The sequence below is a fragment of the Paraburkholderia caffeinilytica genome, assembly GCF_046030355.1.
GTDB classification, from domain to species: domain Bacteria; phylum Pseudomonadota; class Gammaproteobacteria; order Burkholderiales; family Burkholderiaceae; genus Paraburkholderia; species Paraburkholderia caffeinilytica_B.
In genome coordinates this window covers 398,224-422,651 of sequence record NZ_JAQQCQ010000001.1, presented here as the reverse complement: position 1 = coordinate 422,651, position 24,428 = coordinate 398,224, and the positions used below count along the sequence as shown (strand labels likewise).

The 24,428-nt window shown below is 64.1% G+C and carries 24 protein-coding genes; 5 read left to right on the top strand and 19 right to left on the bottom strand.

The window, feature by feature from the left end; genetic code table 11:
- Window positions 1-290: 290 nt before the first annotated feature.
- The 9 genes from flgJ to flgB form a co-directional block, all read right to left on the bottom strand.
- On the bottom strand, window positions 291-1,289 hold the full coding sequence (gene flgJ, locus PQQ95_RS01850; RefSeq protein ID WP_408434229.1) for a flagellar assembly peptidoglycan hydrolase FlgJ: 999 nt from the start codon (window positions 1,287-1,289) through the stop codon (window positions 291-293).
- Window positions 1,290-1,301: 12 nt separating this feature from the next.
- Entirely contained in the window at window positions 1,302-2,498 is a 1,197-nt protein-coding gene (locus PQQ95_RS01845) for a flagellar basal body P-ring protein FlgI (RefSeq protein WP_408434226.1), read from the bottom strand.
- A gap of 2 nt (window positions 2,499-2,500) precedes the next feature.
- Window positions 2,501-3,199 carry a flagellar basal body L-ring protein FlgH gene (flgH, locus tag PQQ95_RS01840; protein ID WP_408434225.1) on the bottom strand — a complete coding sequence of 233 codons (699 nt, stop codon included), beginning with the start codon at window positions 3,197-3,199 and terminating at the stop codon, window positions 2,501-2,503.
- Window positions 3,200-3,240: 41 nt separating this feature from the next.
- Complete coding sequence (gene flgG, locus PQQ95_RS01835) at window positions 3,241-4,029, bottom strand: flagellar basal-body rod protein FlgG (protein WP_408434223.1); 789 nt, start codon at window positions 4,027-4,029, stop codon at window positions 3,241-3,243.
- 157 nt (window positions 4,030-4,186) lie between these two features.
- Complete coding sequence (gene flgF, locus PQQ95_RS01830; protein ID WP_408434221.1) at window positions 4,187-4,945, bottom strand: flagellar basal-body rod protein FlgF; 759 nt, start codon at window positions 4,943-4,945, stop codon at window positions 4,187-4,189.
- A 19-nt stretch (window positions 4,946-4,964) separates the two neighbouring features.
- Complete coding sequence (locus tag PQQ95_RS01825; RefSeq protein WP_408434218.1) at window positions 4,965-6,506, bottom strand: flagellar hook-basal body complex protein; 1,542 nt, start codon at window positions 6,504-6,506, stop codon at window positions 4,965-4,967.
- A 43-nt stretch (window positions 6,507-6,549) separates the two neighbouring features.
- Window positions 6,550-7,281, bottom strand: coding sequence for a flagellar hook assembly protein FlgD (locus PQQ95_RS01820; RefSeq protein WP_408434217.1), 732 nt, complete (start codon window positions 7,279-7,281; stop codon window positions 6,550-6,552).
- 10 nt (window positions 7,282-7,291) lie between these two features.
- Complete coding sequence (gene flgC / locus PQQ95_RS01815; protein ID WP_054038463.1) at window positions 7,292-7,717, bottom strand: flagellar basal body rod protein FlgC; 426 nt, start codon at window positions 7,715-7,717, stop codon at window positions 7,292-7,294.
- 224 nt (window positions 7,718-7,941) lie between these two features.
- Window positions 7,942-8,436 (bottom strand): flagellar basal body rod protein FlgB, encoded by a 495-nt coding sequence (flgB, locus tag PQQ95_RS01810; protein ID WP_408434214.1) that lies wholly within the window; start codon window positions 8,434-8,436, stop codon window positions 7,942-7,944.
- Between the two features lie 227 nt (window positions 8,437-8,663).
- Here flgB and flgA point away from each other — a divergent pair, with 227 nt between their 5' ends.
- From flgA to PQQ95_RS01785, 5 genes are all read left to right on the top strand, one after another.
- Window positions 8,664-10,208 (top strand): flagellar basal body P-ring formation chaperone FlgA, encoded by a 1,545-nt coding sequence (gene flgA, locus PQQ95_RS01805; protein WP_408434211.1) that lies wholly within the window; start codon window positions 8,664-8,666, stop codon window positions 10,206-10,208.
- Window positions 10,209-10,421: 213 nt separating this feature from the next.
- Window positions 10,422-10,778: a flagellar biosynthesis anti-sigma factor FlgM gene (gene flgM, locus PQQ95_RS01800; RefSeq protein ID WP_408434208.1), complete on the top strand. Its 357-nt coding sequence runs from the start codon at window positions 10,422-10,424 to the stop codon at window positions 10,776-10,778.
- A gap of 94 nt (window positions 10,779-10,872) precedes the next feature.
- Window positions 10,873-11,319 (top strand): flagella synthesis protein FlgN, encoded by a 447-nt coding sequence (locus PQQ95_RS01795; protein ID WP_408434205.1) that lies wholly within the window; start codon window positions 10,873-10,875, stop codon window positions 11,317-11,319.
- Window positions 11,320-11,628: 309 nt separating this feature from the next.
- Complete coding sequence (locus tag PQQ95_RS01790) at window positions 11,629-11,811, top strand: type II toxin-antitoxin system HicA family toxin (protein WP_028198502.1); 183 nt, start codon at window positions 11,629-11,631, stop codon at window positions 11,809-11,811.
- A complete protein-coding gene (locus PQQ95_RS01785; protein ID WP_266212323.1) occupies window positions 11,808-12,218 on the top strand; it encodes a type II toxin-antitoxin system HicB family antitoxin in 411 nt (136 codons plus the stop codon). The genes PQQ95_RS01790 and PQQ95_RS01785 overlap by 4 nt, the downstream gene beginning before the upstream one ends.
- 60 nt (window positions 12,219-12,278) lie before the next feature.
- Here the strand turns inward: PQQ95_RS01785 and PQQ95_RS01780 are convergent, their stop codons facing one another.
- From PQQ95_RS01780 to PQQ95_RS01735, 10 genes are all read right to left on the bottom strand, one after another.
- Window positions 12,279-13,013 (bottom strand): RNA polymerase sigma factor FliA, encoded by a 735-nt coding sequence (locus PQQ95_RS01780; protein ID WP_054038479.1) that lies wholly within the window; start codon window positions 13,011-13,013, stop codon window positions 12,279-12,281.
- 28 nt (window positions 13,014-13,041) lie between these two features.
- A complete protein-coding gene (locus PQQ95_RS01775; protein ID WP_408434202.1) occupies window positions 13,042-13,911 on the bottom strand; it encodes a nucleotide-binding protein in 870 nt (289 codons plus the stop codon).
- A complete protein-coding gene (gene flhF / locus PQQ95_RS01770; RefSeq protein WP_408434199.1) occupies window positions 13,904-15,829 on the bottom strand; it encodes a flagellar biosynthesis GTPase FlhF in 1,926 nt (641 codons plus the stop codon). Before flhF ends, PQQ95_RS01775 begins: the two co-directional genes overlap by 8 nt.
- 352 nt (window positions 15,830-16,181) lie before the next feature.
- Entirely contained in the window at window positions 16,182-18,284 is a 2,103-nt protein-coding gene (gene flhA / locus PQQ95_RS01765) for a flagellar biosynthesis protein FlhA (RefSeq protein WP_408434196.1), read from the bottom strand.
- Window positions 18,281-19,504, bottom strand: a complete 1,224-nt coding sequence (gene flhB, locus PQQ95_RS01760; RefSeq protein WP_408434193.1) for a flagellar biosynthesis protein FlhB — start codon at window positions 19,502-19,504, stop codon at window positions 18,281-18,283. Before flhB ends, flhA begins: the two co-directional genes overlap by 4 nt.
- A 332-nt stretch (window positions 19,505-19,836) precedes the next feature.
- Window positions 19,837-21,153 carry a DUF3443 domain-containing protein gene (locus tag PQQ95_RS01755; protein WP_408434190.1) on the bottom strand — a complete coding sequence of 439 codons (1,317 nt, stop codon included), beginning with the start codon at window positions 21,151-21,153 and terminating at the stop codon, window positions 19,837-19,839.
- A gap of 15 nt (window positions 21,154-21,168) precedes the next feature.
- The gene (locus PQQ95_RS01750) at window positions 21,169-21,714 is read right to left on the bottom strand and encodes a DUF2844 domain-containing protein (protein WP_408434187.1); all 546 of its coding nucleotides are present in this window, start codon (window positions 21,712-21,714) and stop codon (window positions 21,169-21,171) included.
- Window positions 21,715-22,004: 290 nt separating this feature from the next.
- Window positions 22,005-22,715 (bottom strand): protein phosphatase CheZ, encoded by a 711-nt coding sequence (gene cheZ, locus PQQ95_RS01745; RefSeq protein ID WP_408434184.1) that lies wholly within the window; start codon window positions 22,713-22,715, stop codon window positions 22,005-22,007.
- 1 nt (window position 22,716) lies between these two features.
- Entirely contained in the window at window positions 22,717-23,112 is a 396-nt protein-coding gene (cheY, locus tag PQQ95_RS01740; RefSeq protein WP_054038493.1) for a chemotaxis response regulator CheY, read from the bottom strand.
- A gap of 225 nt (window positions 23,113-23,337) precedes the next feature.
- Entirely contained in the window at window positions 23,338-24,426 is a 1,089-nt protein-coding gene (locus PQQ95_RS01735) for a protein-glutamate methylesterase/protein-glutamine glutaminase (protein WP_408434181.1), read from the bottom strand.
- Window positions 24,427-24,428: the final 2 nt, after the last annotated feature.

Below are 24,428 nucleotides of genomic sequence, written 5' to 3'. Positions count from 1 at the left end.
TCTATCTAACTGATTAGCGGCAGCATTCAGCCAAAATTTAGGGGCGTGTAATGAAATATTTGCCGCAAACGTTAAATGCCGGTATGCCACCCGTGAAATCTGCGTGCCTTGAATACCGGCGGCAATCACGCCGGTTATGCGGGTAGACCGGCCGCCCATAGGCAGCCGGCCTCGTCCGTCTTGTTATGCACCTGGCCCCGTCGCGTGCATACTTTATTCGAGAAAATCAGACTGCATAAACCGATCTACCGCGTAGCCGGGTGCGGCCACCCACTTGCATTAACGGCAGGTCAGCCCATTTTCTGCATGATTGACATCAGCTTTTTAGCGTAATGCGGGTCGGTCGCATAACCCGCGCGCTGCATGCCGTTGGCAAATCCATTCACGTCATGCGCGGAATTGATCACCTGGGCATAACGCGGGTTGCCCTTGAGCAGGCTCGCGTAGTCGGTCATCGCTTCCTGGTATGAGTCGTACGCACGGAATTTTTCGACGGTGCGCTGCGGCTTGCCGTTCACATATTCGGTCGTTACCGTCGAGACGGTCTTGCCGGTCCAGTCCTTGGTCGCCTTGATGCCGAACACGTTGTGGCTGGTCGAACCGTCCGACTTCCTGATCTCGCTCTTGCCCCAGCCCGATTCGAGCGCGGCCTGGCCGATAATGAAGCGCGCCGGAATGCCGGTTGCCGCGCTGGCGGCTTGCGCCGGCTCAGCGAGCTTGTCGACGAAAGCGTCGACCTTCGGCGAGCTGCCGTCGCCTTTAATCGGCGGAGTCAGCGCGCTATTGGCCGAGTAGCCTTTGCCCATCGCCAGCTGACCGTTCGCCTGCGCGTTGCCGTAAGCCTTCGCGAGCGCGTTCAGCGCCGCAGTCTGGCCTTCGTCGCCGCCGCTGCCGCCACCCAGTGCGTTGGCCATGCCGGCGAGACCGCCGCCTGCGCCATTCGCGCCGCCCACCTGCATGCCCTGATTGCGCATCATCTGCTTGAGCATCGCGTCAGCGACACCAATGCCCTTCTGCGACAGCTGTTGCGACAACTGCTGATCCATCATCGACGTGAAGGTGGCGCTGTCGTGCGAATCGAACGGACCGTCCTGTGGCGTCGCGTCGCGCATGCTCTTCAGCATCATCTGCGTGAACACCGCGTCGAACTGCTGCGCGGCCATCTTCATGCCGGCTTGCGGCGATGCCTTGGCCTGTGCGCTCAGCTTGCCGAAGCCCTGCACGTCGAGTGCGAAGCGCTGGGTCAGGTCGTTCGCCGCATTGGCGGCGTTGGTCGTATCCGAATTCATCCTGTGTCTTCCTTAGATGATTTCCAGGTCGGCGCGCAACGCGCCCGCCGCTTTCATGGCCTGCAGGATCGACATCAGATCCGCGGGCGTGGCACCGAGTGCGTTGAGCGCCTTCACCACTTCGGCGAGGTTGGCGCCGGCGGTCACCAGTTTTAGTGCGCCGTTGTCCTGCTTCATCTGAATCTGCGACTGCTTGGCCACCACGGTCTGGCCGTTCGAGAACGCACCTGGCTGACTCACCACGGGTTGCGTATTGATCACCACCGAGAGATTGCCGTGCGCCACCGCGCAGTTCTGCAGGGTGACCATCTGGTTCATCACGATCGAGCCGGTGCGCGCGTTCAGGATCACCTTCGCAGCGGCTTGCGCCGGCTTGACGTCGAGGTTCTGCAATTGCGCCATGAAGGCGACCTGCTGCTCCGGATCGGACGGCGCGCGCAGTTGAATCGTGCGGCCGTCGAGCGCCGTGGCGGTGCCGCTGCCGAACGCGTTGTTCACCGCGGCCACGACGCGCTGCGTGGTGTCGTAGTCCATCTCGTTCAGATCGAGCTGCATCGTGCCCGCTTGCGATACCGAGGTCGGCACCGCGCGTTCGACGATCGCGCCACCGGCGATGCGGCCCGCGGCCAGCGTATTCACCTGCACCTTGCTGCCGTTCGCGCTCGCGCCGGCGCCGCCGACCGCGAGGTTGCCCTGGCCGAGCGCATACACCTGCCCGTCAGCGCCCTTGAGCGGCGTGAGCAGCAGCGTGCCGCCGCGCAGGCTCTTCGCGTTACCGAGCGAGGACACCGTCACGTCGATCGCTTCGCCGGGACGCGCGAATGGCGGCAACACCGCCGTCACCATCACGGCGGCCACGTTCTTCAACTGGATGTTCGATAGCGACGACTGCTGGTTGGTCGAACCCGCTGCCTGGTTGTTGATCGAGATGCCGAGGTTCGCCAGCATGTTGGCGAGGGTCTGCGTGGTGAACGGCGTCTGCGTGGTCTGGTCGCCCGTGCCGTCGAGACCGACCACGAGGCCGTAGCCGATCAGCGGGTTGTCGCGCACGCCCTGGATCTGCACGAGGTCCTTCAGGCGTTCGGCATGCGCGGGCGTCGCCACCGGCAAGGCCGCGCAGGCGAGTGCGAACAGCGCCACAGCACGGCCGAGCTGAACGAGTCGCGTGAAGCGGCTGAGGTGGCCGGAGCGAAAGAAGACGGTACGCATGATCACCACGGCGACACGTTGAGGAAAAACCGCTGCAACCAGCCCATGTTCTCGGCTTCGTTGAGATAGCCCTTCGCGGAGTATTCGATCTTCGCGTCGGCCACCTGGGTCGAGTAGACGGCGTTCAGGTTGGAGATCGTGTTCGGATTCACCACGCCGGAGAAGCGCACGAATTCATCGCCCTGGTTGATCAGCATCTGCTTTTCGCCGCTCACCATCAGGTTGCCGTTCGGCAGCACGCCCGTTACCGTCACGGTGATCGTGCCGTTGAAGGTATTCGACGCGTTCGCGCCGCCGGTGCCCTGGAAGGCATTGCCGCCGGTCGCGGCCAGATTGGTCTTGCCGAACAGGCCGCCGAGGAAGCCTGCGGTCGGCACGCTGAAGTTGGTGTTGCCCGAGCGATTCGCGTTGGCGCCCGACGACTTCGTCGCGTTGACGTTTTCCTGAATCACGATCGTCAGGATGTCGCCCACATTGCGCGGCCGCTGATCTTCGAACAGCGGCCGGCCCGCGTAACCCGGGTTGAAGATCGAGCCCGGCGACTGCGCTTGCGGCGGCATCGGCGGCTGTGCCGTCATCGGCTGCTGGGTGATCGGCTGCTTCGGCACGAGGCCGCAGCCGCCCAGCGCCGCGAGCAGCGTGAGCTGCACGAGCGCCTGAGCGGTGCGCGAATGAACCGGATTACGAGTGAAGTGCGACATCTTGATTACCGCCTGATCTTAATTCCCCAGTCCCTTAAGCCTTAAACCTGCATCTGGCTGAGGGTCTGCAGCATCTGGTCGGAAGTCGTCACGGCCTTGCTGTTGATTTCGTAAGCGCGCTGCGTCTGGATCATGTTCACCAGTTCCTGCACCACGTTCACGTTCGATGCTTCCACATAGCCCTGATTCAGCGTGCCGGCGCCGTTCAGGCCCGGTTGCGCGACGTTCGGCGCGCCCGACGAAGCCGTTTCCGCGAACAGGTTTTCACCCTTCGCATCCAGACCGGCCGGGTTGATGAAGGTGGCGACCTGCATCGAGCCGAGCTGCTGGCTATTGGTCGAACCGGCAACGGTGATCGATACCACGCCGTCGCTGCCGATGGTCAACGAGGTTGCGTTGTTCGGGATCGTGATCGCCGGAATCACCTGATAGCCGCTCGACGTGACGAGCTGGCCTTGCGCGTTGGTCTGGAACGAACCGTCGCGCGTATAGGCGGTCGTGCCGTCGGGCATCTGCACCTGGAAAAAGCCCTGACCATTGATGGCGATGTCTTTCGAGTTGCCGGTCTGCTGCAGGTTGCCCTGCGTGTAGAGGCGTTCGGTCGCGACCTGTTGCACACCGGTACCCAACTGGATGCCGGACGGCAGTTCGGTGTTTTGCGTCGAGTTCGCACCCGGCTGGCGGATGGTCTGATACAGCAGATCCTCGAACACCGCGCGCGAGCCCTTGAAGCCGTTGGTGCTGACGTTCGCGAGGTTATTCGAAATCACGTCCATCTGCGCCTGTTGCGCGTTCATGCCGGTAGCGGCGATGTAAAGCGAGCGATTCACAATTCTTCTCCTGTGTCGACCGGAGTTAGCGCTTTAGCGCTTACTCCGGTCCCATGCAAAGCGGTCGACTGGAGTTAGCGCTTCAGCGCTTACTCTCATCCCATGCAAAGCGGTCGACCGGAGTTAGCGCTTCAGCGCCTACTCCAGTCCGATCCCATTAGCTAAAGCTGAGCAACTGGTTGGCGGACTGGTCGTTCTTATCCGCGTTTTCCAGCAGCTTGGTTTGCATCTGGAACTGGCGGGCGTTGGTGATCATCGCGACCATTGCGCTGACCGGATTCACGTTGCTGCCTTCAAGCGAAGCCGGCGCCAGCGTGACGGTCGGATCGGCGTCGGCGGCATTGCCGTCGGCGGTGCGAAACAGGCCGTCGTCGCCGCGCGTCATGGTTTGCGGATCCGGATTCACCAGCTTCAACTGATCGACGGTCACCACCGCAGTCGGCGGATCGCCCGGCGTCAGCGCGGACACCGTGCCGTCCTTGCCGATGGTGATTTCCGCACCCGGCGGCACCGATACCGGGCCGCCGTTGCCAAGCACCGTCTGGTTCATGGCGTTCACCAGTTGGCCGTTCTCGTCGACGTGCAGATTGCCGGCGCGCGTGTAGGCCTCGTTGCCGTCGGCGGTTTGCACCGCCAGCCAGCCCGGACCCTGAATCGCCACGTCGAGCGGGTTGCCGGTCTGCTGGATCGGCCCTGGCGTGTAATCGGCGCCCGGCGTCGACGACAGCACAAAGGTGCGCGTGGTGTTGTCGTTGATCGAGCTGCCGTCGCCGAACGCCATCGGCACGGCGCGGAAAGTCGCAAGCTGCGCGCGAAAGCCGGTGGTCGAGGCGTTCGCCAGATTGTTGGCAACGATAGCCTGCTGTTCGAGCGCTTGCGTGCTGCCCGACATCGCGGTGTAGATCAGCCGATCCATGATGGGAAGTCCCGGTCGCTTACAGGTTGATCAGGGTCTGGTCGACGGTCTGCTGCGTCTTGATCGTCTGCGCGTTCGCCTGATAGTTGCGTTGCGCGGTGATCAGGTTCACCAGTTCGCTCGTCAGATCGACGTTGGAGTTTTCCACCGCGCCACCCTGCAGCACGCCGTGGTTGGTCGCGCCCGGCGCCGAAATCTGCGCGACGCCCGATTGCGAGGTCTGCTGGAATTCGTTGTTGCCCAGGTTCACGAGACCGTTCTGGTTCGAGAAGTTCGCGAGCACGATCTGGCCGAGCGCCGCGGTTTGCTGGTTCGAGTAGTTGCCGGTCAGCGTGCCGTCGGCGCCGATCGTGAAGCTCGTCAGCGTGCCGGCTGCGTAGCCGTCGGGCTGCAGCGAGTTCACGCCGTCCTTGCCGCCGTACTGCGTCGTCCCGCCGATGTTCAGCGTCAGGTTCTGCGGCGTCGACGAACCGTCGGTGGTCGGAATGCCGAAGTTGAAGACGAACGGGGTGGTGGTGGCGACAAACGTCGGGGGCGTGGTGGCCGGGACGGCAGGCTGGGTCGTGCCGAGCAGCGTGCCCGACGAATTGAAGTTAGCCTGGCCGACCAGGTTCGCCGTGCCGGTAGACGTACCGGCGTACACGTTCCACGTACCGGCTGACGTCTTGGCAAAGTACATGTTGACCGTCTGCGAGCCGCCGAGCGAATCGTAGACCGTCGTGCTGGTCGAGTAGTTGTACGTCGACGAGCTGTTCTGGTTGAACGCAACCGGAGTCGGCGCGATCGTGTAGCTGTCGCCGGCGAGCGGCGTGCCGTTGAAGGTGATCGTCTGGCCGTTACCGAGCGAGATCGCCGTGCCCGCCGTATAAGGCGTGGCGGCGGAGGTCGTGCCGAGCGTGCTGTCCGTCACCTTGTAGGTCGGCGGGGTGGTCGTGGTGTCGAAGGCGACCGTGTACGTATCGTTGTTCGTGCCCGAAGCGGTGTTCGTGATGGTCGCGCCGGGCGTCGTGAGCCCGCTGGTCGTGAGTGCGGAGGTCACCGTCGGCGTGCCGAGCATCAGCGGGTCCTGCGCATTCAGGTTCAAACCGGCGACGATCTTGGTGGTTGCTTGCGGCGCGATGTTCGCGGTCGGCACGCTGAGCGGCACGGTCTGCGCGGTGTTGATGATGCCCGCGGCGTTCGCGGCGTAGCCCATCAACTGCAGGCCTTGTGCGTTGGTGATGTTGCCGTTCTTGTCGAGCTGGAACACGCCGTTGCGCGAGTACACCAGCGAGCCGTTGTTCGACAGCTGGAAGAAGCCGTTGCCGTTGATCGCGACGTCGAGCGCCTGGTTGGTGCTGGTGATCGTGCCTTGCGAGAACTGCTGCTGCACTTCGGAGAGCTTGGTGCCGATGCCGACCTGGTTGCCCACCGCGGTCGCCACCGAATTGGCGTACATGTCGGCGAATTGCGCCGCGCCGCTCTTGAAACCAACCGTGTTCGCGTTGGCGATATTGTTGCCAATCACATCGAGGTCGCTCGACGACGCGGACAAACCACTCAAACCTTGTTGATAACCCATGACGGTCTCCGTATCTGGAAAGTCGTAACTGACAGAATCTGAATCAGAGGATGGCGGCGACGCTGGTCAGCCCCACGGTCGTGCCGTTCGACAGCACGAGGCCCGGCGTACCGGTGCTCTGCATGACGACGCTTTGCACCGTCGCGCCCGTGAGCGTCGTGGCCGTGGCCTGCTGGCCGTTGATCGTGCCGACCGCGGTGATCGTGTAGTTGCCGTCGGGCAGCGCGTTGCCGGCCGAATCGGTCGGCGTCCAGCCCACCGGAATCGTGCCCGCCGACTGCTTGCCGAGATCGAGCGTGCTGACGATCTGGCCCGCCGAGTTCTTCACGACCACCTGCAGATCGCTCACCGAGTTGGCGAGCTGCACCCCGAACGCGCCGGCCTTGCCGCTTGCCACGGCCACCGAACTGCCCGGCGCGAGCACGGTCGAGCCGATCAGCAGCGCGGCTTGCGACTGCTGGCCTGCCGACATCTGCGTGGCGAGCGAAGTGAGCGTCGTGTTCAACTGGCTGATGCCCGACACCGTGTTGATCTGCGCCAGCTGCGAGGTCATCTGCGAGCTGTCCATTGGATTGGTCGGATCCTGATTCTTCAACTGCGCGACGAGCAGTTGAAGAAAAGTGTTCTGCAGATCGGTCGCCGAGGTGCCCGACGTACTGCCGGTCGAGCTGGTGGAGCTGCTCGCGCTCGAGGCACTGTTCGTGCCGTTCATCGTATCGAGCAGCGTTGGCGACACGGTCGTGCCGTTGCTGCCGATGGTGGTGTTTGTGGTCAAGGAATTCTCCTCAGGTTCCGATCGTGAGCGTTTTCAGCATCAATGTTTTGGCGGTGTTCAGCGTCTCGACGTTGGCCTGGTACGAGCGCGAGGCCGAGATCATGTTGACCATTTCCTGCACCGGGTCGACGTTGGGCAGCGTGACATAGCCGTCCGGATTGGCCGCCGGGTTGCCAGGGTCGTAGGCGGTCTTCATCGGCGTCGGGTCGTCGACCACGCCGGTGACCTGCACGCCGCCGATCTGCTGGCCGGAGCCCGTGCGCGCGCCGCCGATCGGGCTGACCGCGAACACGACCTGCTTGGCCTTGTACGGCTGGCCGTCCGGGCCGGTCGTGCTGTCCGCGTTGGCGAGATTCGACGCCGTCACGTTGAGCCGCTGCGACTGCGCTGACATCGCGGAGCCTGCAACACCGAAAATGTTCATTAAAGATGGCATGTTTCCTGACCTCTCCTGTCGACCGGTGTTAGCGCTTCAGCGCTTACTCCGGTCCCATGCAACGCTGTCGACCGGAGTTGGCGCTTTAGCGCTTACTCCAGTCCCATGCAACGCTGTCGACTGAAGCTAGCGTTTCAGCGCTAGCTCCGGCTTCACGTTAATCCCGTAGCGATTGTTCCTGCGTACTGCGTATCTGGTGCTGCGCCGGTCGTCATGCCGGCTATTTACGACCCCGACGTGATCGCCGCGAGCATCGTCTTGATCTGGCTCGACAGCACGGTCATGCCCGATTCGAAGTGCAACGTGTTGTCCGCGAACTGCACGCGCTCCGTATCGATGTCGACCGTGTTGCCGTCGAGCGCGGGCTGCGTCGGAATGCGGTACTGCAGATTGCCGTAATCGTCAGGCGCGCCGCCGGTCGGCGTCAGCGTCGTCTTGCCGGCCATGTGGCCCGGCGCGGTCGACACCATCGACATGCCGCTCGACACGCCTGCGGGCTGCGTCATGGCGAGCGTCGAGTTGTTCGAGGCGCCCGTGCCCGCACCGCCGCCGGTCTTCTTCAGCGCGCCGGCCAGCGACGAGGCGAAGTCGACGTCGCGCGCCTTGTACCCGGGGGTATCGGCGTTGGCGATATTCGACGACAGCAGTTCCTGCCGGTAAGCGCGCACATCGAGCGCCTGGCGGCCAAAGGCGAATTCGGCATCGAGTTTGTCCAGCATAGAAATCTCCGGAGAACGTTCCCGAGGCTTCCCGTTCGTGCCGCGCGGTGCCTCGCGAGAGGCCTGCGTCGGCCGGGAAGACCTTTTTGCATGAAGTGCATCTTATGGGCCGAACGCAAGCGGCAATCGGACGAATAACCGGGAAAGGGGGCTTCTATTCAACGTTTGCGCAATGGGGGCGCTCACTAGAATGCAAGGCGTACCGATGCATTCGATGGAGAAACACGATGGACCAGCCCACCTTCGACCCGACGCACCGCGCAAGCTACGCGGCGGCGCATCGCGTGGGGGCGGGCGCGGCGCGACGTGCGTCGCGTGGTGCATCCCATCTCCTGACTCGTCTCATCGTGAACCTGGCGGTATGGGTCGCCGGCGGCATTGTGCTGCTGCCGGCCACTACACAGGCTCAACAGACCCAGCAGGCTCAGGACGCCGGTGGCCCGATCGTGATTCCCGGCCCGGGCGAAAAGAATCCGGCCGCGCTCAACGATCTGGCTGCGCAGATGCAGGCAACGCCCGCGAAACGCACGGGGTTCGCTGCGACGCTCGCCGCCGCTACCGCGCAGTCGCTGACGCCGGGGCCGGTCGCGCGCGACGCCGATCCATTCACGCGCGCTGCCAATGCAAGCGGCTCGATCGTCATTCCAGGCACGGACGAACCGCCTGCCGCGCCGCAGATGATCCGTACCAGTTTCAAGCCCGACGCGAACGGGGTCGTGACGATTCCCGCGCCGGGAAGCACCAATGTTGCTGCGGCTGCAACCAATCCGGCGTCCGGGATTGCGCGCGTCAATGTGGCGCCGGGTGCACGTCAGGTCGTGCCGGTCGTGGTGACGCCGGCGCCTGCGCTTAATGCCGGCCGACAAGCCACCGGCGTGCAGTCCGTCATCGCCAATGCGCCTAACGGCGTGGCCGCCAGCGCGCCCACCGCCGGCGGCTTCGACAGTCTTTCCTCGCGCGGCGAGCCGCCGCAACTGGGCGCGAACGGCAAACCCGTCGTGACCACCGCGGTGGCCGCGCCGACCCCCGTGCCCATGCCCACACCGCCTGCCACCATCGCCCGCACGCCGGCGATGCGCCAGGTGGCGCCGGCTGTCGCGCAACAGAATCTGCGACCCACAGCGGTCGCGCAACCTGTCACGCTGGCCGGTCAGCAAGACGCCGAGGCGATCCGCACTGCGGCGCTCGCCTTTCTGCAACAGCAATCGGCGGGCTTGCCCGGCAAGGTCGAAATCACCGTCGCGCCGGCGTTTCCGCGCGGGCTCGCGGCCTGCACGATGCTGGAGCCCTTCATGCCTAGCGGCGCGCGCCTGTGGGGCCGCATGACTGTCGGCGTGCGCTGCGCCGGCGAACGGCCGTGGACCATCTATCTGCAAGCACGCATTTCGCTGCGCGCCACCTACTATCTGGCCGCCCGCGCAATGGCGCCGGGCGAAGTGTTCACCGCCGCCGACCTCGTCGCACGCGACGGCGACCTGACCGGTTTGCCCCAGGCGATCGTCACGGACCCGTCACAGGTGGTCGGCTCGGTATCGCTCGTGCGCGTTGCCGGTGGCATGCCGCTGCGCCGCGACATGCTGAAAAGCGCATCGTCGGTGTCGATCGGACAAACGGTGCGGGTCGTCGCGGCGGGCGAAGGTTTTGCGATTTCGGCCGAAGGCAGCGCGATGAACAATGCGTCGCCAGGCCAGCAGGTGCGGGTGAAGACGGCGAATGGCCAGATCATCTCCGGCATCGTCAAGGATGGCTCGACGGTGGAGATCCAGTTGTGAAGCGTCCCGGCGACAAGCCCGGCAGCCCATCCGCCGGCGTGGACTTAGCCCCGGCGGCCGATACAGCCGGCGCAGCGGGTGTCGAACGCGTCGCGGGGCGGGGCGGGGCGGGGCCGGATCGTATTGAAACGCAAGGTAAAACCTGGAGCGATTGCGCTAAAGTTTTGATCAGCAGTTGCCGTTATCAGGATCAAATCGTTCAGGAAGCCAATCGTGAAAGTCGATTCCACAACCAATTCGAATCTGCCGACGTTGAAAGACGCCCTGTCCCGCTCGCAGCAAGGCGACGCGGCGACCGCGAACAGCAACGCGCAGAGTGCGGGCACGACCTCGCAAACCACTACCGGCAGCGGGTCGGGCGACGCCAGCGTCAGCCTCTCGGGTCTGTCGCAGCATTTGCGCAGCCTCGCGGCCTCCGGTTCGGCCGATATCGACACGGCGCACGTCGAGTCGATCAAGGCAGCCATCAAGGACGGCTCGCTGAAGATCGATTCCAGCAAGATCGCCGACGGCGTGCTGAATACCGCGCGCGAACTGTTGCAAAGCAAAACCTCGTCGACCGGCAACTAATCGACGCATCGAAGTACGGTGAGTTGCCGGGCGGCATTCGACAAACCCGGCTCGCGACTCATGCGCGAGCCGTCGTGTTCAGCGAGTTGTTGAGATGAAAGACGCCCTGCTTGCCACCCTCATCGAAGAATATTCGGCCGTCGAGGCATTCGCCTCGATTCTGACGCTCGAGACCAAGGCGCTGACCGCCTTGTCGCCGCTGGAACTGCTGCCGCCGATCGTCGAGAAGAAAACCGAGTTGATCGGCCTGCTCGCCAAGCTCGAAGCCACGCGCGACGCGCTGCTCGCTGAAATGGGTCTGCCGGCCGGCTGGCCAGGCATGGAGCTCGCGGCCAGTGCGGATGCGCGACTCGCCGAGCAATGGGCACTACTGCAAAAAGCCGCCGAGCGGGCGCGGCGCTTCAATACGAGTAACGGTGAACTGATCCGTGTCCGCATGGACTACAACCAGCGCGCGCTGACAGCGCTGCAGGTGGCCGTGCCGCAGAACGCCGGTTTCTACGGACCGGATGGCCGGATTCCCGCGCGTCCCGCGGCCTGAAGATTTCGCTGGAACGGCGCGTGTCACGCGCCGACGCAATTGAGTAGATTGCTTTGAACAGAAGGGCTCGTCTTTGACGAGCCCTTCTTGTTTTCACGTCTCCGCACAGGGCACCCAAGCCCGCCTCCCACACGCGTTAGCCATCCGGCCAGGTAGCGCGAAAATCCTCCGCCACGTTGAAATCACGGCTCCCCCCACTGGGCTTATCCGCCGTCACCCGCAGCTTTCGAGGCTGCCTGCGACGAACCAGGCGGAGCGTTACCCACTAGCGAGGTTGTGTAATCGTGTGTATGATTCGAGGAGTGCAGTATGAACAGTGCCGAAGTCGTCAAAGTGATTCAAGCCGATGGTTGGCGGCTGATCCGCATATCGGGCAGCCACCACCATTTCCGGCACGCGGTAAAAGCCGGTCTCGTGACCATCCCGCATCCAAAGAAAGATCTTCCGCCCGGCACACTGAACAGCATCTTGAAACAGGCAGGCCTGAAATGAAGAACCTGATTTTCCCGATCGCGATCGAGCCGGGTGACACGCATCAAGCGTTCGGTGTGGTCGTTCCCGACATTCCGGGTTGCCATTCGGCGGGGGATTCGCTGGAAGAAGCCTATGCGAACGCGAAGGAAGCGATCGAGGCGCATCTGGATACGCTGCTCGACGAAGGTTTGCCGATTCCCGAACGGCTGACGCTGGATGAGCATCGGCGCAATCCGGACTACGCGGGTTTCACGTGGGGTTTCGTAACAACGCGGAATATTCCGGCGTTGAAGAAGGCGGTGCGCATCAATATCTCACTGCCCGAAGCGTTGGTTCAGGATATCGACACCTACGCCCAGGCGCGCGGCATGTCGCGTTCGGCGTTTCTGGCGCTGGCCGCGGAACATGAGATGGCGGACGCGTAACAGGAGAAGGAGAGAACACCAGGCGGACGTTTCCGCGCACCGCCGGTCAGCCGTCCCGGCTCAAGTCGCCTCGGCGTTCGCCCAGGCCATTTCGCGCAGGCGCGTGCGCAAGCGCGCCACGGCTTGGCTGTGCAGTTGGCACACCCGCGATTCACTGACTTCCATCACCGCGCCGATTTCGCGCAGATTCATGCCGCGTTCGTAGTACAGCGACATCAGCAGCTTCTCGCGTTCCGGCAGGCGGTCGATCGCCTCGACCAGCGCCGAGCGCAGGCTGTCGTCCAGCAGCGCCGACAGCGGGTCCGAATGATCGACGCAGTAACGGTCGAGAAACGGTTCGTCGTCCGCGGAACGGTCGAAGTCTTCGTAATAGATCAGCTGGCTGCCGTGCAGATCCTGGAGCATCGATTGATACTCGTCGAGCGGCATTTGCAGATGCTCGGCGATTTCCGTTTCGCTCGCCGAGCGGCCCAGATTCTGTTCGACCTTGTGCACGGCAGATTCGACTTCGCGCGACGTGCGCCGCAAGCTGCGCGGCAACCAGTCGTTGCTGCGTAACTCGTCGAGCATCGCGCCACGAATCCGTTGGCTGGCATAAGTCTCGAACTGCGCGCCCTGGTCTTCCTTGTAGCGGCTCGCCGCGTCCAGCAGTCCGATCATGCCGGCCTGGATGAGGTCGTCGAGATCGACGCTTGCCGGCATCTTGGCAACGAGCTGCAAGCCGAGGCGACGCACCAGCGGCGCGTACTTCGTCAGAACTTCGGCTTGGGAAATCTTTCCCTGAGCGTTATACATCGTGCTCCCCTTGTCCTTGTGCCGCCTCTCAGGCGTGCTGCGCGGACGGTTGGTCGGCGTGTTGCGCCGCTGTAACTGTCGCAGGCGCCATCCAGGGCGTTTGCGACGACATCGCTGGCCGCATCGGCCAGTACTGCAATTCGGCGGCAAGGTGCCGGAAGTCGCGCGCAGCCGGTGTCGATGGGAACGCATCGACGACACACCGCGACAACTCCAGGGCTCGCGCCATCCGCGCATCGGCGGCAATGCAACCGGCGTCTTCCAGCGCCACCGTCAGGTAGCGCCCTGCCACGCCGGCCAGGTTGACAAAGGCGGTATGCGCGTCTTCCACGCTCTGCACGTGGTTCACCAGCACGCGAAACTGCGCGGTGGCGTGCGCGTAGTGCAGACGCTTCATGCACGCGTACGCCTCGGTGATCGCTTGCGCGGCTACCCTTGTCACGATCATCAGGTCGTGCGCCTGCATCGCGAGGGGCGACAGGTGGCCGTGTTGGTCGAGTTGCGCATCGATCAGCACGATGTCGGCGGAACCGCGCAGCAGCACGTCGAATTGCGCGGCCGTGCGGCCTTCGCGGTTGTTGCGCGAAGCGGCCAGCACGGAGAAACCCAGCGCGTGGCGCGCGGCGGCATCGTCGAGTGTCATCTCGCCGCGCATCACCGCCGCAAAATTACCGGCGCCGCGCACGCCGCCCAGCATCGCGCTCACCGATTTCTCGCCGAGGCACTCGTCGATCACCAGCACGTCTTTACCCTGCTGCGCGAGCGCCGCGGCGAGGTTCACCACCGTCGTCGTACAGCCGACGCTGGCCGAGCCGCCTGTCACCGCAATCACGCGCGAGCCGCTACGGGCCAACAGCCGCCGCAGTCCTTCTGCCTGATCGGAGATGAGCTTATCCAAAGCGGACCTCGTGCAGCTCGGCCGTCGAACGCGCCGACAGCGCGGACAGCAACGCCGGAATGTCGTCTTCGTGCGGCACGAACGGGGAGTTGTCGCGCGGAATGCAGAACGTGCTCTTGATCAGGAATTTCTTCGTTGCGACATACAGGTTTTCCGGCACCTTCTGACCGGTCGACACGTAGTGCACCGGCAACTTGTAGCGGATCACCGTATCGAGCACGCCGCCCAGATTGGTGGCTTCGTCGAGCTTGGTCAGAATGCAGCCGGCGAGCGGCTGTTGATCCGGCGCGCGCTGATAGGCCTGCACGACTTCGTTCAGCGTATCGCCGTGACTCGTCGCATTGAGCAGCAGCAGACGCTGCACCGGTTGACCGGCGCGGCACAGCATCGCGATCTGGTCGGAGACCAGGCGATCGCGCTGGCTCATGCCGATCGTGTCGATCAGCACGATGTGCTTGTTGCGCAATTCGGAGAGCGCGAGTTGCAGATCGCCGCCGTCTTTCACCGCGTGAACCGACACGCCGAGAATCTTGCCGAAGATGCGCAGTTGTTCGTGACCGCCGATCCGGTAGCTGTCGGTAGTGAGGAGCGCCACCTTGCTCGCGCCGAAGCGCATCACGCAGCGTGCGGCGAGCTTCGCGGTGGTCGTGGTCTTGCCGACGCCCGTCGGGCCCATCAGCGCGAACACGCCGCCGCGTTCCATCAGCGCGTCTTCGTCTTCCATCACCGGCAGGTTCGATTCGAGCACCGAACGCACCCACTCCATGCCGCCTTCCATGCTGTCGACGTCGTCGGGCAGGTTGTCGACCATCATCTGCACGAGCTGCGCGGAGAAGCCGGCGGCGAACAGGTGCTTGGTGAGCGCGGCGCGCGCCGGATTGCGGCGCTGGCGATCGCCCCACAAGAGGCCGGCGAAGTGTTCTTCCATCATCCCGCGCATCGACGACAGCTCGTGCATCACGGTGTCGTTGACGACCTGCTCCATGCGCGCCTTGATCGCTTCGGCGACCGACGCGGGCGTGCGGACGTCGTCGCCGGCAGACAGCGACGGCGCCACTTTCTGAGCAGCGCGGCGCGCGGCGAGTTGCGCGGCTTCACGAGCCCATTCGGGCGTATCGGTGACTTGCTGCGCGGCCGGTTGTTGTGACGCGGAGGCCGCCTGGGCGGCAGCGGGTTCCACTGCGGCGCCGAGACCCTTGGCCATGGCGGCAGCGGGTGTCATCGCTGCGGGGCGCGCGCTGTATGCGCCCTGCTGTTGCTGTTCGGCGGCGATGCGGCGAGCGTGGTCGATCAGCCAGGGATTCGATTCGGCCATCGTGCGCGGCGTCTTGGCTTCAGCGGTGGGCGCGGACGGCACGCCGGCGGCTTTGAGCAGATCGGCACGGATATCTTCGGTGAGACGCGTTGCCGCCGCGCGGGCGCTGGGTTGCTCGGTGCTGACCGGTTGCGGCAGCGGCGCTGCAGCGGGTGCGGCCAACGCCGCTTTCGGGGCGTTCGGCGCGGCAGGGACGGCCGCGGACTGTGCGGCTGAGCCGGAAGCCGCATTGGCGGTGTGAGCGCTATTCGCCGTCATGTTCTCGGCGCCCGCTTCCGGGCTTGCGCCGAACACCGACGAGAACACATCGGGCATGCCGCTCGCATACGGATTCGCCTGCATCATCGGATTGGCGCGCGGAGCGGTGAGCGTGGGTTGTTGTCCGGCTGATGCATTCGTCGGCGAGGCCAGCGCTGCGCCTGCGCTGCCGCGCGGCGCTTTCGGCGTGATGGCGGCGAGGTCGCTGTCGGCGAGGGCGACGATCTCGACGCTGCCGTCGTCCATCGTGCGATTGGACAAAACGACGGCATCCGGGCCCAAGGCTTCGCGCACGAGACGCAGAGCATCGCGACTGGTAGCACCGACAAATTTACGAATGTTCAAGCTGGACCCCCGATGAGGTATTCGGACTTACGGACTAACGGACCGGCAACATACCGCTTCCCATTGAGACCATTATTGCGAAACCCGTCGAGTGACGATCGATGGATAAAGACCGTTAAAGGCAGGCAATTCGGGCGATGGAAACGCGCCGCAAGTCACGCGCAGGGCGGTTTTAAACGGGCTCGCCGCGCTCGCCCGGTGGCGCTTCCGCAGAAGCTGCATGACCTCCGCCCCCCGCTTGCGGCATGAAAAGTTAGGCGCCGAAATGAAAACCGGCGCTCGAGGAGCGCCGGCGGAAACCATCGGTCTGGAACGACTGGATTGCGGCTATCTGCGAGGTCTAACGCGGGGTTCAGCCATGCGCGCCAATCAGATTCACCACCTTGATATTGCGCGTATCCGGCACTTCCGCATAAGACAGCACCTTCAGCTGCGGCAGGCTGCGGCGCAGGAAGCGCGCGAGCATGGGTCGTAACGCATGCTGCACCAGCAACACCGGTGCGAGCCCCAGGTTCTGCTGACGCGTCATCGCCTTCTGCGTTTCGTTCAGCAGCGTATGCGCGAGGCCCGGTTCGAGGCCCGGATTGGCGCCGGTGGAAAGCGCCTGCGACAACACCCGCTCCAGATTCGAATCGAGGCCCATCACCTGCATGTCGCCCACGCCCGGGAACCACTGCTGCGTAATCGCACGACCCAGCGCGAGGCGCACGGCGGCGGTGAGTTCGTGCGCGTCGGTGACCTTCGGCGCGTGTTCGGACAGGGCTTCGAGAATCGTGCGCATGTCGCGGATCGGCACACCTTCTTCCAGCAGGTTTTGCAGCACCTTTTGCAGCGTGGTGAGCGGCAGCGACTTCGGCACCAGATCGTCGACGAGCGACGGCGTGTCCTTCTGCATCCGCTCCAGCAGCGCCTGCACCTCGCGGCGGCCGAGCAATTCGGACGCGTGCGTGACCACCAGGTGATTCAGGTGCGTGGCCACCACCGTGCTCGAATCGACCACCGTGTAGCCGTACACCTGCGCCTGCTCGCGCAGATTCGTATCGATCCAGATGGCCGGCAAACCGAACGCCGGATCTTGCGTCGGCGTGCCCGGCAGCGCGGCGGATACCTGCCCCGGGTTGATCGCCAGCCATTGCCCCGGGTACGCTTCGCCGACGCCTACCTCGACGCCCTTCAGCGCAATCCGGTAGCCGTTCGGCCGCAATTCGAGGTTGTCGCGGATATGGATCACCGGCGGCAGGAAACCGATTTCCTGCGCGAACTTCTTGCGGATGCTCTTGATCCGCTTGAGCAGTTCGCCGTCCGAGTTCTTATCGACGAGCGGAATCAGCCGGTAGCCGACTTCGAGACCGAGCGTGTCGATCATCGTCACGTCGTCCCAGCTGGCTTCGGTATTCTCGACCGGCGCGAGCGTGGCTGGTGCGACGTCGACCAGGGTTGCGCTGTTCTTGCGCGCTTCGCTGCGCTTTTTCATCGTGCGGCCGAGTTGGATCAGACCACCGCCGAGAATGAGAAACGCGAAGTGCGGCATGCCCGGAATCAGGCCCATCAACACCAGAATGCAGCCCGTGATCACGAGCACGCGCGGGTTTGTGAAGAGCTGGCCGGTCAGTTGCGTACCGATATCTTCATTCGTCGCGACGCGCGAGACGATCACACCGGCCGCCGTCGAAATCACCAGCGACGGGATCTGCGCGACGAGGCCGTCACCGATCGTCAGCAGCGTGTAGGTCTTGCCGGCCGACGCGAAGTCCATGCCGTGCTGCACCATCCCGACGATCAGCCCGCCGACGATGTTGATCACCATGATCAGCAGGCCGGCAATCGCATCGCCGCGCACGAACTTGCTGGCGCCGTCCATCGACCCGTAGAACTCAGCTTCCTGGGAGACTTCCAGCCGGCGCTTACGGGCTTGATCTTCGTTGATGAGGCCGGCGTTCAGATCGGCGTCGATCGCCATCTGCTTGCCGGGCATCGCATCGAGCGTGAAGCGCGCGGACACTTCCGCGATCCGCCCCGCACCCTTGGTGATCACCATGAAGTTGATCACCATCAAAATGACAAAGACGACGATACCGACCGCGAAGTTGCCGCCCACGAGGAAGTGGCCAAACGACTCGATCACCTGGCCCGCCGCATCCGGGCCGGTATGGCCTTCGAGCAGCACGACGCGGGTGGACGCCACGTTCAGCGACAGACGCAGCAAGGTCGAGAACAGCAGCACGCTTGGGAAAGCGGCGAAGTCGAGCGGCTTCATCGTGTACATGCTGACGAGCAGCACCATCACGGAAAGCGCGATATTGAAGGTGAACAGCAGATCCAGCAGAAACGGCGGCAACGGCAGAATCATCATGCCGAGGATCATGCAGATCAGCACCGGCCCGGCGAGGGCGCGCAAATTGGTGCCGCTCAAGGCATCCGGCCGTCGGGACAGGAATCCGGCGCGAGCGTTCATGCGGAGGCTCCTGAAGCGTTGTCGTTATTTGGCTTATTGGTGGAATCGAGCACGTCGGCGGCTTCCTGCTCGGCTTCATCGTCCGGCACGCCGCCCTTGTCGAGATCCGCCGGCACGTCGAACTCGGTCGGGGCGACCGGCGCGACGCCGCCTTCGGTGTTGAAACGCCGCAACTGGTACACCCACGCAAGCACCTCGGCGACCGCGCCATAGAGCGGACCGGGAATCTCACGGTTCAGTTCGACGTTGTGATACAGCGCACGCGCGAGCGGCGGCGCTTCCAGCAGCGGCACGTTGTTTTCGGCGGCGATTTCGCGAATCCGCGCGGCCACCAGGTTCACGCCCTTGGCGACCACCTTCGGCGCGCGCATCTCACCATCGGTGTACTGCAGCGCGACCGCGAAGTGCGTCGGGTTGGTCACCACCACATCGGCCTTCGGCACCTGGGTCATCATGCGGCGGCGGGCAATGGCGCGCTGTTGCTGGCGAATCCGGCCTTTGACGTGCGGATCGCCTTCGCTTTCGCGATGTTCGCGCTTCACTTCTTCCTTCGTCATGCGCAGTTTCTTGTGGAACTGCCAGAGCTGATACGGCACATCCAACGCGGCCACTACGAACATGCCCGCCACCGTCATGCCGCAGCACACCGCGATCAGATGCACGGTGTTGGCGAGCGCCAATTGCAACGGCTGGGTCGCCAGCGCGAGAATGTCCTCGCGGCGATTCCAGGTCGCCATGCCGCCAATGCAGCCCACCACGAGCGTCTTCACAAGCGACAGGCCGAGTTGAACCGGGCCGTTGATCGAGAATATTTTGCCGAGCCCTTCGATCGGATTGAGCCGGTTGAACTTGGGCTCGAGTCCTTTCGACGACAACTGCCAGCCGCCCAGCGCCATCGGCGCGAGCAGGGCGGCAGCGCCGGTGAAGGCCAGAACCGGCAGCAGCGCGTACAGACCTTCGCGGCTCGCGGCGCCCGCGCCGATCAGCATGCGGCGGGTTTCGAACACGGTAGCGTGGTCGAACGTGAAGGACGCCCGCAGCATGCCCTGCAAATGCTCGCCGATGCTGTCGGACATGCCCCATACGCCAAAGAACCCCGCTGCCAGCAGCGCAAACGTCGACAGCTCCCGCGAACGCACGATCTGCCCTTCCTCGCGCGCCTTTTGCAGGCGCCGGGGGGTGGCTGATTCGGTTTTTTCGAGGTCGCTATCCTCTGCCACAAACGCTCTCCAGTCAGCCGAGGCACGGCGCCTCTTTCCAGTGAGAGCGATTATTCCCGCTCGACGCAAGCGATGATCGGCGGATAAGGGCGGGGAAAGGGGGGTATTTCGAGAGATGGAGCAGCCGGCAAGCAGCGCGGCGGGGCTTGCTGGTTGGGCCGGGCGGGCTCCGCCCAAGCGATGGCACGCGAGCCAAAAATTGAGGCGTCTCGTAACAAACCAGCGCGGCTCTCAGGGGCTGACCGGCTAGCCGTGGCAAGCAGCTCCGCTTAGGGCCGGTGAACACCCCGCGCGGTTTCGCGCGGGGTGTTCTGCCAGTTCCGGTCCTTGCCTCAGAATCCGACGTAAGGCGCCTGACCGCCGGTCAACGTCTGATCGATGCCGTAGTAAACATGACGGCCATAAAAGAACGGCAAACCCAGATCGAAGCTGCTGCTGCCGCCAATCTGCCCGGCCAGATCGTTGAACGCATAGTTGCTGCTGTTGCCGAACAGCGTCGACGCGCTCAGGATGCCGATGCTGACGCTCGCTCTCGTACTGCTCAGGCCGCCCAGCGTGATCGACCTTGTTTGCGCGGACGACGGGCAATAGAACCCGGCGAAATTACTGCCGCACAGCGCGAGCGAGTTGTCGCCGAAGAAGTACGCGTTCGACCCCGAATCGAAGAACGCCTGCACGGTCGTGCCGTTAAAAACGCTGTTGTTCATGTTGCCGTAGGCATCGGTGGCGAAGGTCTGCGTGGCCGCCAGCGCATTGTTCGACTGCGTGCCGATCCCGAACACCAGCGTGCCGGTGGCCGACGACGCACCGGTGTTCGATACCGGTGGCATCTGCACGATCACGCCGTTGTTGTCGGCTGCGAAGTTGGCGACCGGATTGGCGACCTGCTGGTTGAGCGGCACCGCGGTGCGGGCGCAAGAGGCGCCGCCCGGACACGCGAAATAATTGCTGTAGTTAGCTGCGGTTGCCGCATTCGCGCACGTTGCGCCGCAATCGGTGGGCGACGTGCCGATGCCGAGAATGCCGTTGGCGCCGAGATCGCTGACCGTGTTTTCTGCCGACCCACTGCCGCAACCGGGCGACGGCACCGTGCTCGACGCCTTGTCGCCGATGACCTGTATCGGGATGGCCCCAGCCGTCGTTTCACCGCCGATCTGGACAGTCGCGGTGCGCACCGTGCCCCAGGTGTAGCCGTCGGCGAAGGTCGCGCACTCGGCGAGTTGTGCGCCGCTGGCCAGGGTACTGATCGGCAAGCCACCATTGAGCAGCGAACTATTCAGCACCGAGCTGACCACACGCAGCCCGAACGAACCCGTATCCACCTGGATATTGTTGATGGTCTGACAGTTGGATGTCGTACCCGGCGGGCATAAGGTCACGCTAACCGTCGGAATATTGATGACGCCATTCACACCCTGCCCAACCGCAATGGGCACGGTGTTTGCCGCCGTCGCAGCGACCGGCTGCTGGGTCGGGCTGGCCGGCAGCGAGCCGCCATTCAGCGTGGTCGACGAATTGTTGCTGGAACTGGAACTGTCGCCGCCGCCCCCACCACCGCAGGCGGTCACCACCGACACCAGCGCCACGGCTACGACGGCCTGCATCCAGCCCCTGAACTTCCCAGCAATATGACTTTGCATGGTTCGCATCGTTCGTCCTCGCCCTTACTGGATGTCGGAACCGCTGACGCCGGCCGGCAATGCCGGCGGCAACCAGGCCTGACCGCTGAACGCGCCCATGTGTCCGCCGGAACGGACCACGAGACTGCTCTGATCGACCGCAACGGGGCCACGGCCGCCGCCGCGCGCCGCGCGTGCGGCTTTCGCGCCGGCGACGTACTGCGAGAAATAGCTGCCGAGCAGATCGTTCAGATCCGGCATTTGCGGGCCGCGCCATGCGATGCCGAAGACCGAACCGTCCGCGGCAAGGTATTCGCGCACCACCGTACCGTTGCCGAGCGTAGTCTCACGCACGGTGTAGGACGCCGAAGCCGAAGGGGAAGAAGCAGCGCTGGATGCAGAGCGCATCACGCTTTGAGCCGCCGTTGCCGAACTGGTGGCGGGCTGCACAGTGCGGGAAGAAACCGACGCATCCGTAGGGGGTGTCATCGGAGCGCCGCCCAATCCCGCATAAGCGGACTGCACGGCTGACATCGAACAAGGTAATGCAAGCGCCATAACGAACCCGGCGCGGCGTACGCGACTCCACATGACGAGGCTCCTCCCGAGCTGCTGCTACTCGGCTCGCACCTCGTGCGAGCCGGCTGCATGTATGCAGATCATACGGCACCGTTGCGGTAGCACGCCGGAGGATTGCCTCACCGTGCCGCCGACCAGCGACTGTTTCTCACCGGAAAGCCGTGCCGTTGCTTGAGTTCGTAGTATGCCTGTGGTTTGTGTCGGCAGACAGCAAGCACACGCCGGAGCGTGACTTGCCACTCATACCGGGTCGGCGGGTCCGCGGCCCAGCCTCGCACCCTTGCAGGCGGACGGCCTGCCGGTCAGAAGCCGAGGCTTGCCAGCAGATCGTCGACCTGCGACTGGTCCTGCACCACATCCGTCTTGCCTTCCGGATTGATCTGCGGACCGTTCAACAGATGTTCGGGGCTGCCGGTAGACGACGGCTCGGCCGCCAGCGCCGCCGCGTTCGCCGCGAACTGCTCGCGCCGCTCGAGCGCGATGTTCTCGACCAGCACGCCGAGCAGCTGCTGCTCGATCAGGTACACGACATCCGTGATCTTCTTGATGACCTGGCCGGTCAGATCCTGGAAGTCCTGCGCCAGCATGATCTCCATCAGCTGCGCATTGGTCGCGGTCGTCGCCTCGGGCACGCCGCGCAGGAAGGTGCGCGTGTCGTTCATCAGGGCGCGCACTTCCTCGCGCTCGATCGGCGCCGCGTACCACTGCTCCCAGCGCGCATCGAGTTCGCCGGCGTCTTTCTGCAGCTGCTCCTGAATCGGCTTGGCGACGTCGATCGATGACAGCACGCGCTCGGCGGCCTGCTCGGTCATGTTCGCGATGTACTTGAGACGGTCGCGAGCATCGGGCACGGCTTCCGCCGCGCGCTCGACATGCTTGTCGATCCCGAGCTCACGCATCGAGTCACGCAGCGTGCGCGTCAGTTGTCCGATACGGGCGAGGATGCGGTCTGACGCGAGGTCGCCGCTCTCGTTCACCGCTTCGGCGCCTTGCGCGTTGGTCGGCAGAGTCACATCAGCTCCCGGCTTTCGCCATCTTCTCGAGAATCTTGTTGAGCTTCTCGTCGAGCGTCGCGGCCGTAAACGGCTTGACGACGTAACCGCTCGCGCCGGCCTGAGCCGCCGCGATGATGTTTTCCTTCTTCGACTCGGCCGTCACCATCAACACCGGCAGATGCGTCAGATGGGCGTCGGCGCGGATTTCCTTGAGCATGGCCAGACCGTCGAGGTTCGGCATGTTCCAGTCGGAGATCACGAAGTCGTACGTACCGCTGCGCAAACGCGCGAGGCCGGCCTGACCGTCTTCCGCTTCGTCGACGTTCGAGTAGCCGAGCTCTTTGAGCAGGTTGCGAACGATCCGGCGCATCGTCGGAAAGTCGTCAACCACCAGAATCTTCATTCCCTTATCCATTTCATTCCCTTTGCTTGATCCATGTGCGGCGCATGACCGCCAGTTCTGTCAGATCCGTGTCGACCGGAGTTAGCGCTTTAGCGCTTACTCCGGTCCCATGCAAGGCTGTCGACCGGAGTTAGCGCTTTAGCGCTTACTCCGGTCCCATGCAGGGCTGTCGACCGGAGCTGGCGCTTTAGCCCCTACTCCGGTCCCATGCCTGGCGCTCGGCGTCGAGCCCGCGCATCATACCCGCTGTACGCGATCACCCATCGACGACAGACGCGCCATCACGCGACGGCTCATTTCCGCCAGCGACGCAATTTCGTCCGCGGCGCCGAGCGCAATGGCTTCGCGCGGCATGCCGAACACGATACAGCTCGCTTCGTCCTGTGCAAGGGTATACGCCCCGGCTTTTTTCATGTCCAGTAGTCCGGCGGCGCCATCGCGCCCCATTCCGGTCAGAATTACGCCCACCGCATTCTTGCCCGCATGCTGCGCAGCCGAACGGAACAGCACGTCCACCGACGGACGATGCCGGTTCACCGGCGGTTCGTCCGACAGATGCGCAATATAGTTCGCGCCGCTGCGGGCCAGCAACAGGTGAGCGTGGCCGGGCGCGATATACGCATGTCCCGGCAGCACGCGTTCGCCGTGCTCTGCCTCTTTAACGGTAATCCGGCACAAACCATTAAGGCGTTGCGCAAAAGATTTTGTAAAACCCGGCGGCATATGCTGTGCGATCAGCACGGCGGGGGCATCCGGCGGCAGCGGCACCAGCACTTCGCGGATCGCTTCGGTGCCGCCCGTCGACGCCCCGACAATGATCAGCTTCTCGGTACTGAGCAGCGGATTGTTGAAGAGCGGCGCGGCGGCAACGGGTGCATGCGCCGCCTGCGTGGCCGCGTGCTGCACCGGCGCGGCCTGGCGCACGCGTGCGCGGGCCGCGGCGCGAACCTTGTCGGCGAGCTTTTCCGCGTAGTCGAGCATGCCGTCACGAATGCCGACCTTCGGCTTGGTGACGAAATCGACCGCGCCCAGTTCCAGCGCGCGCAAGGTGATTTCATTGCCGCGCTCGGTCAGCGACGACACCATCACAACCGGCATGGGTCGCAAACGCATCAGCTTCTCGAGGAAGTCGAGACCGTCCATGCGCGGCATTTCGACGTCGAGCGTCAGCACGTCCGGATTGTGCTGCTTGATGAGATCGCGCGCGACCAGCGGGTCGGGTGCGGTCGCCACGACGGTCATGTCCGGCTGGCCGTTGATGATTTCCGTCATCAGGCTGCGGATCAGCGCCGAATCGTCGACGCACAGTACTTTGATCTTTTGCACAG

Coding starts and splice junctions, on each gene's coding strand:
- flgA (WP_408434211.1), top strand. CDS start 8,664: ATGGACCAGCCCACCTTCGACCCGACGCACCGCGCAAGCTACGCGGCG.
- flgC (WP_054038463.1), bottom strand. CDS start 7,717: ATGCCATCTTTAATGAACATTTTCGGTGTTGCAGGCTCCGCGATGTCA.
- cheY (WP_054038493.1), bottom strand. CDS start 23,112: ATGGATAAGGGAATGAAGATTCTGGTGGTTGACGACTTTCCGACGATG.
- PQQ95_RS01790 (WP_028198502.1), top strand. CDS start 11,629: ATGAACAGTGCCGAAGTCGTCAAAGTGATTCAAGCCGATGGTTGGCGG.
- flgB (WP_408434214.1), bottom strand. CDS start 8,436: ATGCTGGACAAACTCGATGCCGAATTCGCCTTTGGCCGCCAGGCGCTC.
- PQQ95_RS01795 (WP_408434205.1), top strand. CDS start 10,873: ATGAAAGACGCCCTGCTTGCCACCCTCATCGAAGAATATTCGGCCGTC.
- PQQ95_RS01785 (WP_266212323.1), top strand. CDS start 11,808: ATGAAGAACCTGATTTTCCCGATCGCGATCGAGCCGGGTGACACGCAT.
- flhA (WP_408434196.1), bottom strand. CDS start 18,284: ATGAACGCTCGCGCCGGATTCCTGTCCCGACGGCCGGATGCCTTGAGC.
- PQQ95_RS01780 (WP_054038479.1), bottom strand. CDS start 13,013: ATGTATAACGCTCAGGGAAAGATTTCCCAAGCCGAAGTTCTGACGAAG.
- PQQ95_RS01825 (WP_408434218.1), bottom strand. CDS start 6,506: ATGGGTTATCAACAAGGTTTGAGTGGTTTGTCCGCGTCGTCGAGCGAC.
- PQQ95_RS01750 (WP_408434187.1), bottom strand. CDS start 21,714: ATGTGGAGTCGCGTACGCCGCGCCGGGTTCGTTATGGCGCTTGCATTA.
- flgJ (WP_408434229.1), bottom strand. CDS start 1,289: ATGAATTCGGATACGACCAACGCCGCCAATGCGGCGAACGACCTGACC.
- flgF (WP_408434221.1), bottom strand. CDS start 4,945: ATGGATCGGCTGATCTACACCGCGATGTCGGGCAGCACGCAAGCGCTC.
- flgH (WP_408434225.1), bottom strand. CDS start 3,199: ATGTCGCACTTCACTCGTAATCCGGTTCATTCGCGCACCGCTCAGGCG.
- PQQ95_RS01755 (WP_408434190.1), bottom strand. CDS start 21,153: ATGCGAACCATGCAAAGTCATATTGCTGGGAAGTTCAGGGGCTGGATG.
- PQQ95_RS01845 (WP_408434226.1), bottom strand. CDS start 2,498: ATGCGTACCGTCTTCTTTCGCTCCGGCCACCTCAGCCGCTTCACGCGA.